At 63.3% G+C, this 13597-nt stretch carries 11 protein-coding genes; 3 read left to right on the top strand and 8 right to left on the bottom strand.

Annotated elements, in window-relative coordinates; all coding sequences use genetic code 11:
• Positions 1-6 precede the first annotated feature (6 nt).
• The 8 genes from Pla108_RS21625 to Pla108_RS09770 form a co-directional block, all read right to left on the bottom strand.
• Positions 7-444, bottom strand: coding sequence for a DUF2946 family protein (locus tag Pla108_RS21625; RefSeq protein WP_146444750.1), 438 nt, complete (start codon positions 442-444; stop codon positions 7-9).
• 46 nt (positions 445-490) lie between these two features.
• The gene (locus tag Pla108_RS09800; RefSeq protein WP_197526444.1) at positions 491-1378 is read right to left on the bottom strand and encodes a hypothetical protein; all 888 of its coding nucleotides are present in this window, start codon (positions 1376-1378) and stop codon (positions 491-493) included.
• A 141-nt stretch (positions 1379-1519) separates the two neighbouring features.
• Positions 1520-2332, bottom strand: a complete 813-nt coding sequence (locus Pla108_RS09795) for a hypothetical protein (RefSeq protein WP_146444748.1) — start codon at positions 2330-2332, stop codon at positions 1520-1522.
• Between the two features lie 51 nt (positions 2333-2383).
• Positions 2384-3235: a DUF1559 family PulG-like putative transporter gene (locus Pla108_RS09790; protein WP_146444747.1), complete on the bottom strand. Its 852-nt coding sequence runs from the start codon at positions 3233-3235 to the stop codon at positions 2384-2386.
• 121 nt (positions 3236-3356) lie between these two features.
• Positions 3357-3764 (bottom strand): hypothetical protein, encoded by a 408-nt coding sequence (locus tag Pla108_RS09785; protein WP_146444746.1) that lies wholly within the window; start codon positions 3762-3764, stop codon positions 3357-3359.
• Between the two features lie 208 nt (positions 3765-3972).
• On the bottom strand, positions 3973-4701 hold the full coding sequence (locus Pla108_RS09780) for a hypothetical protein (RefSeq protein WP_146444745.1): 729 nt from the start codon (positions 4699-4701) through the stop codon (positions 3973-3975).
• A 395-nt stretch (positions 4702-5096) separates the two neighbouring features.
• The gene (locus Pla108_RS09775) at positions 5097-6911 is read right to left on the bottom strand and encodes a FecR domain-containing protein (RefSeq protein WP_146444744.1); all 1815 of its coding nucleotides are present in this window, start codon (positions 6909-6911) and stop codon (positions 5097-5099) included.
• Complete coding sequence (locus Pla108_RS09770) at positions 6908-7513, bottom strand: sigma-70 family RNA polymerase sigma factor (RefSeq protein ID WP_146444743.1); 606 nt, start codon at positions 7511-7513, stop codon at positions 6908-6910. The genes Pla108_RS09775 and Pla108_RS09770 overlap by 4 nt, the downstream gene beginning before the upstream one ends.
• A gap of 493 nt (positions 7514-8006) precedes the next feature.
• Here Pla108_RS09770 and Pla108_RS09765 point away from each other — a divergent pair, with 493 nt between their 5' ends.
• The 3 genes from Pla108_RS09765 to Pla108_RS09755 all read left to right on the top strand — a co-directional run bounded on the left by Pla108_RS09765 (position 8007) and on the right by Pla108_RS09755 (position 13565).
• Positions 8007-10373 (top strand): glycoside hydrolase family 2 protein, encoded by a 2367-nt coding sequence (locus tag Pla108_RS09765; RefSeq protein WP_146444742.1) that lies wholly within the window; start codon positions 8007-8009, stop codon positions 10371-10373.
• A 108-nt stretch (positions 10374-10481) separates the two neighbouring features.
• Entirely contained in the window at positions 10482-12011 is a 1530-nt protein-coding gene (locus tag Pla108_RS09760; RefSeq protein WP_146445101.1) for a LamG domain-containing protein, read from the top strand.
• 54 nt (positions 12012-12065) lie between these two features.
• Positions 12066-13565 (top strand): LamG domain-containing protein, encoded by a 1500-nt coding sequence (locus tag Pla108_RS09755; RefSeq protein WP_146444741.1) that lies wholly within the window; start codon positions 12066-12068, stop codon positions 13563-13565.
• Positions 13566-13597 lie beyond the last annotated feature (32 nt).

The following is a 13597-nucleotide window of genomic DNA, read 5'->3' as shown; positions in this document are numbered from 1 at the left end:
AAGTTGTCACGCAACGGCGGCGTGTGACGGGTCTTGTCTCAACGGCCTCTTGGCCGGAGGTCCACGTGATGGAGGCAAGCGCCAAGCGGGCTTGCTGGGCGCTTCTAGTGGCGCCGCAGATGTGCCCTGGCCGGGCGTCTCTGCGAAACCGCTTGGAGACCGATCCAACGTCGGAACGTGGTAACCGGCCAGCAAGTCACAGAGAGGGCATTGGTCGGCGCCCGACTTGTCGCTACCCGGCGAGACGCCATCGGTAGTCCCAAGGGGTGGCGCCGCGGCGACCTTCGCCAGCACGGCTGCCGAACACCAACCGCCGCATCCTCCGCTCCACGAACCCTCCGTGGCGATGAGCCACGCATGGAGTCCATAGCCGATAACGCCGACCAACGTCACGATCGTGACGAGCAACAGGCGGATCGCTTCTTTGAGGACGTGACGACGCATCGACGTGTGCTGGGTGATCCTTGTGTTGCTGCTCGGTCTGGTTGATCTAGGCGAGGCGCCGACGCATGAGACCAGCGACGATCGTGCCGACGATCAGTGCGCCCGAGCTCGGTTCGGGGATGGCGAGTGAGGCGAGAAGCGACTTGGTCGCGCCGTAGTTCTCGACCCAGACGTCGTAGTCGTTTGTTGAGTAGGTCGTCCCTGTGTCGTCACGCCAGACCGTGTAGTCGGCGGCGTTGACGACGCCATCCAGGTTGAAGTCGCCCGGCAGCGGCTCGTCGATCGCGGCGAGTGTGTCGACGCGGGCGTTGACCCAAGCCACCGCGGGCTGAATCGCCGAGAGAACCGACGTTTCCGGCGTCGCCCAGACGTAGAAGAACGGGTCCGAAGTCTCCAAACCCGCCACGCGGAGCTGCATAGCGAAGAGATAGATCCCGGCTTGCGGCAGCGTCGTGTTCATGCCATCGCCATTGTCGTCGAGAAAGAAGAAGCGATGCTCGTGCATCGAGCCGTTGGGGCCCGTTGTCTCGACGGTGTAGCCGGGGACGAGTTGATCCGCGCCACCGGCGGCCGCCGCGCCGTCCTTGCCGAACAGGCTGAATCGGTAGTCGTCCGTGGGCGTCGGTCCGAAGAGCGGATCGGCTCCGACGCCATCCCAGTAAAGCAGTGTCGAGGCGTAGCCGTCGTGCAGCCCCGAATCGACGGTCATTGGCAGGAAGTCCCAGTCGAGGTCCGTGTCGCCCGGCAGCGCTGTCGGCCCACTGCGCGACGTGAAGCCGGGGCTGTTCACCGAATAGAACGAATCGAGCCGGCCCGGGAAGACACGTTTTTCGCTGGCGGTCAGGGTGTCAAAGTTGAACTCCCCGACGCCGACCTTGCCCCCCGAGTCGAAGGCCAGGAGGTCGCTGTGTTGGGCCAGTCCCGGCGACGTCACGCAAACGATTAAGAATCCCGCAAGGGCTCTCGGATTGTTACTCATCTCTCGGCCTAGTTAGGTCCTGGGAGGGGTAGTAAACGGCCCGTCCCCCCTCCCACGGCCAGGCTGGCCGGGGAGGGGGCGGGCTCTCGGCGAGCGTTACCGCTTCCGTCGGGCGAGCAGGGCGCCGCACGCCGAAGTCGCCAACAGCGCCGTGGATGGCTCGGGAATGCCGTTGGCGAAGTCGACCGCCTCTTCGAAGAACGCGAAGTTGACTCCGCCGACGATCGGTTCGGGTCCTCCCTGCTCGTAGGCCTCTAGGGCGCCTTCGAGTTGTTCAGCGGTCTCTTCGTCTACCAGCACCGAACTAGCGAGCCACGCGATGTAGAAGGGATCGCTCGGTTCAAGGCCATCGACAACGAGCCGCATCCGCGCCAAATAGACGCCATCCGCGGCGCCTCCGCTAAGCCCGAACAGGGGGTGGTCGTCGAGGAACGACGTTCCATCGACCGTCGCGAACGGCGCGGGGGCCATCGGGGCGAACGTGAACGCGACGCCGGACTGTGTGGTGGTGAGCGGCTGAAAGTCGACAGCACCGCTGCCGTCCCAATAAAAGGTTGTGTCCGTACCGGCTCCAAGCGAGAACGGATCGAGCATCAGGCTGACTCCCGCTCCCGCCGGCAGATTCTGGCCTACCGGGACCGTCGTATCGGAATAGAAGCCCGGCTCGTCGCGCTCGAAGTCGTAGCCGAACGGCGGCGTTGGCGCGGCGGGGTTGATAAACACCCCTTCAAACACACGGGCGTCAAGGTTGAAGAACGGACCTCCTTCCTCAGCGCCGAGATCGACAGCGCCGCCGACGAGCGCTTTGACGCCGTCGCTCCGGAGGAGGATGTCAGCATGCTGCGCGTGGACGCTCGTCGCAGTGAGCATCGTCAACACGGTCAAAAAAAGTTGGGCAGAAAGTTTCATTGGGTCTCTCCTGGTGATTGCCGGTCCCTGGCAAAAGAATGTTCCGCCGCGTCATTGCGGCGGGATGACAAAATTGAATCCCTCGTCGCACCACTCGGCGATCTGATCGGCCGCGATGACGCGGACGCCGCCGTCGGCGTAGAGGTAGTTGGCCACGCCCCCCTGATGGCGATCGACCGCCAGCTCGCCCGGAATGGCTCGCGAAGGGTCGCCGGCCACCTTGGTCCAGACGGCCCGCTGAGGCCGAGCGTTGTTTGCGAGATTCGCGGCGCTAAACCAGTTGTAGGTCTCGATATGGTCGTAGTTATTGAAGATCACTTGCGACGTCGCTTCGAGCACCACCAGCGTGTTGTGCGTCGATCGCAGCTTGTTGAAGCTGTTAACGCGACCCTCGTTCTGAGCCTCCCAAGCGGCGAGCACCGGTGGCGGGGCCCCGACGGGGCGGGGGTCGACGTCCCGTAGGTAGCCGTTCATCGCGTAGCTGGTGGCGACCACTTCGCGGTCGTCGCCGTCGTCGATCACCGCCCCCGAGTCGTCGGTCTTGCGGACGTCGAACCGGAAGCGGCCCTCCAGCAGGTCTTGGTGCTCCGGGCAGAGCCGGACCGAGTCGGCGTCTTCCATGTACGGGGCGAGTGTCTCGATCCATGACACGTCTTCTTGGTTGACCCCTTCCGCTAAATGCGTCGCATGGCCGGCCAGGTGGGGCCAATGACCGCCGTAGACATCGACGAATTGCATCACCCCCAGCCCGATCTGCTTGAGGTTGTTCGCGCACTGCGACCGTCGAGCGGCGGCGCGCGCGGACTGCACCGCCGGCAGCAGGAGGGCAACGAGCACGCCGATGATGGCGACCACCACCAGCAGCTCCACTAAGGTGAAGGCTGAGCGACGAATGAAGCGCATAGGGGAGAAACGACGGTGGCGCAGCGAGCCGCGTCACGACGCACAAGAGAGGGCTAGATCGGCCAGAAAGCCTCAGCGCAGCGCCCACACATCGGGAGCTGTCTTGCCGAGGTACGAGGTATCAGCACCCGCTTGCGGGTGGACCTCGGGGCCCATAGACCAGGGGCCGGGCAGACAAGGCGACCGCCTCGACAGCGATCCGCACCAATACCGAAGTGGCTTCCTCAGCAATTAGCGGCTCTACCGACGCGTAGCCAACGCTGAGGTGACCCAGGGCAATACACGCCAAGCAGTCGTGTTCGCAGCCGGTCGACTGCCGAGAGGCAAATCCCTCAACAGCATCCGCTGCAGAGGCGCCGCGTTCCGCCAACAGACGGTGCAAGTCGCATTCACACGCGGCGATCGACTCCGAGCCACACGACGCGTCGCTGCACGACCCGTGGTCGTGCCAGGCGTGCCCGAACATCGCGAGGGCGAGATAAGCCGCCGCGAGGAGCGAGGAAGTCGTGTTGGCTAAGTTGCGCCGCATAAGCCTTACGCTAGGCGCTCCTTACAGCGCCGTCAATTCCACGTCCCGAAAATTAGCGCAAGGGTGTACTACCAACTGTTGCCAACTCTCGCGGGGTCGTGTCATCGTCGCGACACAACCTCTCGCCGCTCCGTCGGCGAGAGAGGAGGCCAACGCTCCAAGGCGGTGACGGTTAGTCGCCGCTCCCAAGTGGGACCGAACGGCTCGTTCAGAACCGCGGCCGTGACCTGCCCGGGCGCGAGCAAGAGCAGCAGGCGAGCAGGACCAACGCGGCCGTGCTCGGTTCAGGGACACCGAGGGCGCGAACATTGTCGATCCCGACCCGCGCCACGATGGGGCTGCCGAGATCGCCGAGGACCGCGTCGCCGGCGTCGGGGGGGCCGCCGTTCGCGACGCTCGGGTCGTACCGGTGGATGACGCGGAGTTGTTGGACGGCGGAGAAGGTATCGGCGTAGCTGACGCCCGAAACCGCCATGTTCGATTCACTCAGATCAAACACGACCCCGGTCCAATCGGAAGCGGGGGCGAGCACGACTTCATTGGTAACGAAGACCGTGTTATCGCCGGCGGACCGGAACGCCAAGCGGAGATAGACGTCGCCGGCAGAAAAGTTATTCGCGTCCATTGCGATCTGCGTTACGCCGGTCGAGAGGTAGTTGCCGAGCCAGTCGTCGGAGCCGTTGACAACGAGCCGACTCCCGCTCCCCTGGCCGTTGCCGGTGGTGGTCATTTCAACGTAGCCGTCAGCGGGGCCGTCAGCGCCGTCGGTGGCTTGGTGGGTAGCCGTCCCACCGTTGTTCATCCAGCCGTCGTTGCCGGTAGTAAAGGCGTCGATCTGGCCGACGGTGAGGGCCAGGGCCCCCGTCGGCGCGACGAGCGGAAGGCAGAGAACCGCTAGAACGAAGAGCACGCGTGTTGGGGAGGGGCTGCGGGTCATGGTGACGTCCTGAGAGGGCAGAGGATCAGCGGGTGGAGGCTTAGCCCGTCGGAGGGGACGCCGGTCGGAGGCGGCCACAGAATGGGTGGCTCGCCCGAGAGTCCATCGATCCCTCACGCTCGGGGCGTGGGGAGCGAGAATCGCTGGAATGACCGATCGCTCGGGTCTGTTTCGCCATGCCGCCAAGTCGGCGGCAGCGTTTACGGCGATATCAGAGCGACGCGCTAAGCAGTAGCGACAAGTGGGTCAGAACCGGGGCCGCAGTGGAAAAGAGATGCGTGCCACGCAATTAGGCTAATCGGGCGCAACCGCCCCGGCAACTACTAGACGGCTACGCGGCTTGATTTTTCGGTCGGCACGAGGGCGAGGGGGGTCTCGATGGGAAGCCTCAAGGCTTAACGGGCCCCGGCGGCGTCGTCGGATTGCAGTCGATCGACGTCGCTGATCGCGTCGATCGATGTCGCCATAACGAAATCGTCAAAAACCCAGTCCGAGGCGCCCGCACTGACGCCCATCCGCAGGCGATCGAACATCACGTTGGCATTGACCGTTTCGGCTTGCGGACGCGTCTCGCGGATCGCGTCGAGAGGGACGTCGCACCAGACGGCAATCTTGTCGCCACGTTCCCCGAAGATCAGCTGCAGGACCCACTGGTGGGTTCGATCGTCGAGTCCGACGGGGTCGACGGCAAACGTCTCGGGATTGGCGTCGAGCTCAAGCTCGACGGCGCGGCTTCCGACATTCGAGACGATCCCCAGCAATCCGCGGCCACCCGAATAGCCGATAAAAAGTGGCTCTTGGGTTCGACTCTGATCGCCGAACATCAGCGAGAGCCCGGCGTGATCACCGATTCGTTCAGGATCGATCACTCTCGTCTTCCAAGCGAGCCAAAGCTCGGCGCCGGACCGGCCGACAAGGCCCCGGTCGGTCAGTAGCTTCGCCCTCGCGAACGGCGCGTCGCTTGAGTTATCGATGTCGAGGAAGGCGTTCTCTGCTTCGCCCACCCGCAGCGCCCCGGAGGAATAGAGGTGCTTGGCTTGGAGGTCATCGACCAACGTTGGTGAGGCGGTCGTTCGCGGCGGACTGCCTCGGAACGAAACGGAATACGCCGATCCGTCGGAAGGCAAGTCAAATGACTGGAACGCGACGAGGCCGCGAGTCCGCTGGAGGGCGTAGAACGAGGTCTGCTGGCGGGCTTCCGCCGATCCAGCCCGAGCCTTGCGGAGCGAAGCTATCTCGTCCGGCCGGATAAACTCTCGGTCGTTGGGGAGCGTCTGTACCGCCCAATTCAGCGTTCCGTCGGCGTTGACTTGCCCGGCCCGGCCCGCGGTGATTCTCTTGGACGGCGAATTAGCCAATCCGTCGGACGAGGCCCCGTAGAGTTCGACGACTCCGTCATAGACCGCGACGCTCGTTTCTAGGTGAGGTCCAATCCCAACCCCGAACTCGGTTCCGAGATCAACGACGGTCGCCGTCGGTGTGGTCACGACGAGGCCCGTGGCCTCTTCGTCGACGCGGGCCGAAAGCCGTCCCGCTTTCAAGGCGATGCGTTGCCCGTCCTCAAAGACGAGCGAGGCAGGTCCTTCGACGACGACTTCGCTGCCGTCGGCCGTCGTCAGCGCGAGGACTCCCTCCTTCAACTCGAGGGCTTCACCGCCCCGCACGTACTTGCCACGACGGAATGGAGCGACGCCTGTCGACTCAACGCCAATCGCCTCGGTCACGGTGGCGACGACGGCGGCAAGCGGGGCCTCTTGGGGCGAGCTTTGGCCCTCAGGGGTCGCTGCGGCGACTTCGGGGCTGGCGTCTTGGTCGGTAGTACTCGACCGCAAAACCGAGACGAAGGCGAAGAGCAACGACGCCGCCACCGCTGCGGTCACCCAACCACGCAGACGCTCGCTCTGCCGCTTCGGCTTCGACACCACGGTCGCCAGCGGGAGGCTTTTGTCACGGTAAGAGCCGATCTCGATCGACTCCATCGCCGATTCGATTGAACGTTGAATCGCAGGATCTTCGCTGTCGCCGATCTCGTCGATGAAGCGAGCCACGGAGAGACGGTAATCGACTTGAGAGTGGATAATGCCCAGTTCGACAACGGTCCGGGCGTTCGCCGGATCCGTCGCGGCCCATTGCGACAAGACCCGCGCTTCCTCGGCGGTGAGGACCCTCCCGTCGAAGTGGGCGTTCAGAAGCTCGATCGGCGACTTCAAAGGGCGGTCCCTCCCGACTCGCGCGTCTGCCGGCGGACGCAGTCACGCAGCGTGACACGAACCTGTGACAATCGGGTGTAGACGGATTGGACGGTCATTTTGAGTTGTTCAGCAATCTCGGTCGCATTCAGGCAACAGGTATAGCGTAATTCCAGCAGGCGGCGCGCCCGATCGGGAAGCTTCTGAAGGCAGAACTCGAGCGACTCCTCATAACTGTCAATGTGGGGCTCGAGCTCCATGAGACTCCCCTCGATCTTCGAGATGGTGTCGACATCAAAAATCATCCGCCGGTCGCGTCCCCGCTTGCGGTAGTACTGAAGTACGCGGTTTCTGGCGATTCCAATCGCCCACTCTAGGAACGGCCGGCTCGGGTCGTACTTGTCAAAGTCCTTAGCGATCGCGACAGCGGTGTCTTGGAGAACGTCGTCGGCGTCGTGCAGCAGGGGCACAAAGATGCGCACGTAAGTCCGCAGCTTGTCGTACGACTCGGCCCAGAGAGTGGCAAAGTCGCACCGACGTTCTGACTCTCCTGACCACTCTCGCTCCGCCATAACAACTGGATGGGCCGTTGAAGCGGGTTTCTTAACGCCAAAGTCAGACATTCGGTCGAGCTTTCTCTCGTGACGCCAGCGGGACTTCTTGCTCGCCACTCAAGCCGGCAACGCGGCATCGCGAAATGGCGCAGTGATCCGACGATGGCCGCTGGCCTGCGGACCTCCGCAGACTGGCTGTCCGCTGCGGCTACCGACTGCAGCGTAGCCGGCGGGATTTTCCGCCGCCAGTCGCTGCCGAAGGCGGCCGATAGCACGGTGGCGTGCGTATTTGACGGGGAATCAATCTTTTTTCCGAAAGATTGATTTAGGTTCGCCACCACTCGGCCCATACAGAGGTAGGGCACGCGGGGAACCGTCGCCCCTGGCTGAGAGATAGCGGGCAACTAACTGCTACGCCAACCTCCCAGCTACCTCGTCTCCGTCTTCACGATCTCTGATCTTCGCTTTCATCAAGGCTGAATGGACGCTGCGTCGAGCCGTTCGCGTCTCGCAGCCATGCGGGCGTCAGCCGCTAGCGTCCCGTCTTCTCTGGATAACTCCGTTGTTTACTCCCCGTCTCATCGCGTTCGTCGCCACCGCCGTTCTAGGCGTGCTGTGTGCGGACGCGTCCTTCGGGGAGGGGGCGGATCGACCTCTCCTGACGAAGTGGGGCGAAGAACTCGATCGCAACGCGGTTCTTCCCGAGTACCCTCGCCCCCAATTGGTTCGAGAGAGTTGGGCCAATCTCAACGGCGAGTGGGATTTCGCGCTCACCTCGGCCGATGCGGGGCAACCCGAATCCTACGTTGAGAAGATCCTGGTTCCGTTCCCTGTAGAGTCGGTCCTGTCGGGAGTGACACGTCCCGTTACGCCGGAGAACGCGGTTTGGTACCGGCGAGAGTTTGACGCGTCTGTCTATGAGACTGGCCGCAAGGAAAATAGCCGTGTGTTGCTGCACTTCGGCGCTGTGGACTGGGAAGCGAAGGTCTGGGTCAACGGTGTGGAGGTGGGCGATCACCGTGGCGGGTTCGATGCGTTTTCGTTCGACATCACCGACGCCCTGACGGGCGAAGGCCCTCAAGAGCTCCTTGTTCGGGTTACCGACCCGACCAACCGTGGCACGCAGCCTTGGGGAAAGCAGTCGCTCGAGCCCGGCGGAATTGTCTACACCGCGGTTTCGGGGATCTGGCAAACGGTCTGGCTCGAGGTGGCGCCGCCGACGCGTGTCGCTTCGCTCGAGCTGTCGCCCAATGTGGAAGGCAATGAGCTCGTCGTCCGGGTCAACGTGGTTGGGCCCGACTCCGCGAAATCGATTGTCCGCGTCGCGACGAACTCCGAGGGCGGCCAGCCGCTCCGCGTCACTGGGCGGGCCGGCGAAACCTTGCGGCTTCGCATCCCGGACGCCCACCTCTGGACGCCCGACGACCCCTACCTTTACGACCTGTCTATCGACGTCGCCGTCGGACCCGCTGACAGCCGGGTGGTCGTCGATCGTGTCGAAAGCTACTTCGGCATGCGCGGCGTAAAGGTTGGCAAAGCCGCCGACGGCCATGAGCGGATTCTTCTCAATGGCAAAGAAGTCTTCAGCTTTGGTCCCCTCGATCAGGGGTGGTGGCCGGACGGTCTCTACACGGCGCCAAGCGATGAGGCGCTGCGTTGGGACATCGAGTTGACCAAGCGATACGGATTCAACACCTGTCGAAAGCATGTCAAGGTCGAGTCGGCCCGCTGGTACTACTGGTGCGACAAACTCGGTCTCCTCGTGTGGCAAGACATGCCAAACGGCGGTGAGCGGGGGATCGGACCGAGCGAAGAGGACATGGTCCGCTCCGAGTCGTCAGAGGCGACTTACCGCCACGAGTTGAAGGCGATGATCGATGGTCTGGCGAATCACCCCTCGATTATCGTCTGGGCGCCATTCAACGAAGGGTGGGGGCAGTTCAAGACCAACGAGATCATCCGCTGGATCCAGACTTACGATCCGACGCGACTCGTCGATGGGCCGAGCGGATGGGCCGACCGCGGCGAGGGCGACCTCCTCGACGAGCACAACTATCCCGGTCCCGCGATGCCTGCTCCGCAAGCTAACAGAGCGTCGGTCTTGGGAGAGTTCGGTGGGCTTGGACTGGAGATTCCAACGCACACCTGGATGGAATCTGGGGTCTGGGGATACCGGAACTACGATTCGATGGCCGAGCTCTCCAGCAATTACCAGTCTTTGATCAGCAACCTTTGGCTTCTTAAACGCAGCGGACTCGCCGCCGCGATCTACACCCAAACGACGGACGTCGAGGGCGAAGTCAACGGCCTAGTCACCTACGACCGCAAGGTCGTAAAGATCGACCCCGCGCTGGCGTCTGTCTGGAACCGACAGCTGTACAAGCCCTCGCCAAACATGACGACGGTGCTGGCGACCTCCGAGGACCCGTCGGCGATGGGGCAAGTTTGGCAATACACGACCGAGGAACCGGTGGGAGGAGACTGGACGTCCAACGACTTCGACGACAGCGGCTGGAAGACGGGGCGTGCGGGATTTGGCACACCGAATACACCCGGCGCCGCGGTGCGAACCGAGTGGGAGACCGCCGATATCTGGCTTCGCCGGAAAGTGCGTATCGATGACCCACGCCTCCTGAAAGACCTCTACCTTCAAGTCCATCACGACGAAGACGCGGAAATCTACTTAGACGGTCAGCTGGTATCCACGCTGCCGGGATTCACCGTCGCCTACAGCGTTGTCGCGATTCCTCAAGAAGCGAAGCGGCTGCTTAAGCCGGGCGAGCACGTTGTCGCCGTTCATTGCCACCAGACGCGTGGCGGTCAGTATGTCGATCTTGGATTCCTCGCAGTTCAAGAGGGCGACGGCGACGAAGAGCAACCCCATCCCGTTGTCTCGAACGCGGACGCCGATGGCGTGCGAAAAAGATAGTCTCGGCGCCAATCGGGGAAGACGCCATCGCCGCGTCGTTCCCGATGGGGCTCCTTCCTCATCAATGAATCTCCTAGCCAAGATGCTCCGCCCGTAAGGAGGGCCCGAATGCAACGCTATTCCTACGTCAGACACGGCTCGTTGTTCGCCTCGTTGGTTGTGGCCGCCCTGTGTATGGCGCCCGCCTCCCAGGCGGAGCTGACGAACCGCTACACCTTCAATGACGGGTCGGCTACCGACATCGTCAGTGGCCAAAACGGTACGCTCGTCGACCCGTCGGGAATCGCCTTCTACTCGGGCGGGCAGATTCGTCTGACCAACAATAACGGCGCCGGTTCGAATCAAAACTTCTCGCTGCCGACGACGGTTGGAGCGTATGTCGATCTCCCGAACGGGCTGATCAGCTCTGCCGCCAATAACGGCGAGTACTACCAGTTCAGCATCGAACTCTGGGCGACCGTACAAGAGAACCGCGATTGGGCTCGGATGGCGGATTTCGGCGTCAGCAATGGCGGGGAAGATGTCTCGGGGTCGGGGTCGATGACGGACTACCTCATCGTCGTGCCTAGGACCGGCGGGCGACCGACTCCGGAAGAGACCAACAAGTTTGCCGTTTCCACCCACTCCAGTACCGGGCAAGAAGACTTCGTCGTGAACCCAGCGGGAGACTTGTCGATTGGCGTCGAGCACCACATCGTCGTTTCGGTCGATCAGTTCGATACGACCGCCGGCACCAATGGCACGCTCTCGCTCTTTCTCAATGGTTCGCTTATTTCCAGTGGACCGGTGGAAGACGAAGGCCAGATCGACCTGACTTTCTTCGAAGACGTCAACAACTGGCTCGGCCGCGCCCAATGGGGCGATCCTCTCTTCGACGGAAGTTACAACGAGTTCAGCGTCTACAGCCACGCGCTCGACGCCACTGAAGTCGCCGCGAACTTCGCCGCAGGCCCGGTTGCGGGGGAGCTTTCCGTTCCCCAGCTCATCGTCAACCGCGACACCGGTGAGATTACGGTGATGAACGACAACTCGCAGCAACTAAGCCTGCTTAACTACTCGGTTTCCTCGCCGTCGGGATCGCTCGACCCCATCGCGTGGCAATCGATCGACACAGGCAACTTCGACACGAACGGGACCTGGACCGCCACCTCCACAACGGAAGAGTTGATCGCCGAGGGGACGACGGGCGACGGCGGCCCCATCTCGGCCGCCAGCAGCCAGTCGATCGGCGACGCCTGGAACGCTTCGCCCTTCGAAGACCTCGTCTTCAACTTCACCGTCGTCGGCGGTGGCGCCAACCTCACCGGCGAGGTGATTTATGTCGGCAATAACGACGAAGGGTTCGCTAACAGCGACCTCGACGCCGACGGCGACATCGACGCGGACGATTTCTCCGCCTTCGCCGCTGCTTCGCAGTCAGACCTCACCGGCATGACGGCCTACGAGCGTTACAAGAGCGGCGACATCGATGGCGATGGCGACAACGACTACACCGACTTCCGCCTCTTTAAGGCGGACTTCATCGCCGCCAATGGCGCGGCGGCTTTCGCCTCCCTCGTCTCGGCCAGTGTCCCTGAGCCCACCTCCGCGCTGCTGCTTGTCAGCGGTCTGTTGGGATTGGCCGCCCGGCGTCGCTGATCCCCTGTCTTTTCTCGGAACCTAATACTTTCTCGCATCGCGGAGATACTACCGATGAACTTGCAACGAACTCGATCGGCGGCGACACGCTACGCCTTGGCTGGCGTCGCCATGGTTGTCGCGGCCAGCGCTGTTCCCACGCTGGGTAATACGGTCGCCTACTGGCGCTTCGAGGACGGCGTCGCTGGTGAAGACGTGAACCACATCGCGGTCGACGCCAACACCTACTCGGCCGACATCCTCGACGTGTCGGGCAACGGCAATCACCTCTCGACTTGGGTCACCGGCGGTTGTTGCGGCTACGGGTACCGCGACGACGTCGCGACCGGCACGATTGCGGCGACCGGGGCCGTGAACAACCTGAGCGTGCAGAACACGGACGGCGCCCCCGGCATGTTCACGGGCCCGACCGGCATCGGTTCGATCACACCGGCCCAGTTCACGGTCGAGACGTCGTTCCGGCTTGAGAACGGCGGCTACCGCACGATCATCGGCCGTGACTCGACGGACGTCGCCACGACCAACCGAGAGCTCGCCGCCTTCTACCTGATCGCGCAGCCGGGCAACAACCTGGCCGTCAAGTTCGCCGACCAGGAAGGGTTCTTCCATGAAGCGGTCTCTCAGGACGGGATTATCAACACGTTCGCGTTCCCGAACACAGCGGAAGGTGATTGGTACCACGCCGCCGGCGTGAGCGATGGCGCCACCCTGTCGCTCTACCTGGCCAACGCCACGCAGGGGACGGGGTACCAGCTCATCGCGCAGACCGACCTGACCGCTAGCGGCAGCACGAACACGGCGATGGCGACCCCGAACGGCTCCGGCGGCGACTGGACCGCGGGCAACTGGACCGTCGGCCGCGGCATGTACAACGGCGGCCACGGCGATCGCGCCTGGGGCTACCTCGACGAGGTCCGAATCAGCGATTCCGCCTTGGGAGTCAACGACCTGTTGCACTTCGGGTCGGGTCAGAACCTTTCCATTGACGTCAATGCCGCGACGGGTCAGGTCACGCTAAGGAACACGTCCACCAACTCCGTTACGCTCGACTATTACGAGATCACCAGCGACTCGGGTTCACTCTCGAAGTCGGGCTGGAGCAGCCTCGCCGACCAGGGGGTCGAGGTTCATCCGCCTGGCGACTACAACGCCGACGGACAGGTCGACGCGGCCGACTACACGGTCTACCGCGACGGGCTCGGCACAACGTTCGCGCCGGCTGACTACGACGTGTGGGCCGAGAACTACGGCGCCGACGCCGGCGCCGGTTACGGCTGGACCGAGGCGGGTGGTTCGGACGCCAGCATTCTCTCGGAATTGCTGCTCGACGCCGCCGGCACGACGCTGGCCCCGGGCGCCTCGATCTCGCTTGGCGCGGGCTTCAATACGGGCGTCGGCGCCCAAGACCTTTCGTTCAGCTACGGACGCCCCGGGTCGGGCCTCTTCGTTGGGGGCGTGAACTATGTCGGGGCGGCGACCACGGTTCCCGAGCCGGCGTCCCTCGCGGCGCTCGCCTGCGGCGCTTTGGTCCTTCTCCGCCGTCGCGTTGCTTGAGATGACGTGGTGAAAGAATTGTTTCTTACTCC

It is taken from the genome of Botrimarina colliarenosi (genome assembly GCF_007859955.1).
GTDB lineage: Bacteria > Planctomycetota > Planctomycetia > Pirellulales > Lacipirellulaceae > Botrimarina > Botrimarina colliarenosi.
Note: the sequence above shows the minus strand (reverse complement) of the source record. Positions and strands in the feature narration are given on the sequence as shown.

What these genes read in the sequence shown, in the direction of transcription:
- Pla108_RS21625 (WP_146444750.1), bottom strand. Translation starts at nt 444, where the DNA reads ATGCGTCGTCACGTCCTCAAAGAAGCGATCCGCCTGTTGCTCGTCACG.
- Pla108_RS09795 (WP_146444748.1), bottom strand. Translation starts at nt 2,332, where the DNA reads ATGAAACTTTCTGCCCAACTTTTTTTGACCGTGTTGACGATGCTCACT.
- Pla108_RS09790 (WP_146444747.1), bottom strand. Translation starts at nt 3,235, where the DNA reads ATGCGCTTCATTCGTCGCTCAGCCTTCACCTTAGTGGAGCTGCTGGTG.
- Pla108_RS09785 (WP_146444746.1), bottom strand. Translation starts at nt 3,764, where the DNA reads ATGCGGCGCAACTTAGCCAACACGACTTCCTCGCTCCTCGCGGCGGCT.
- Pla108_RS09780 (WP_146444745.1), bottom strand. Translation starts at nt 4,701, where the DNA reads ATGACCCGCAGCCCCTCCCCAACACGCGTGCTCTTCGTTCTAGCGGTT.
- Pla108_RS09770 (WP_146444743.1), bottom strand. Translation starts at nt 7,513, where the DNA reads ATGTCTGACTTTGGCGTTAAGAAACCCGCTTCAACGGCCCATCCAGTT.
- Pla108_RS09760 (WP_146445101.1), top strand. Translation starts at nt 10,482, where the DNA reads ATGCAACGCTATTCCTACGTCAGACACGGCTCGTTGTTCGCCTCGTTG.
- Pla108_RS09755 (WP_146444741.1), top strand. Translation starts at nt 12,066, where the DNA reads ATGAACTTGCAACGAACTCGATCGGCGGCGACACGCTACGCCTTGGCT.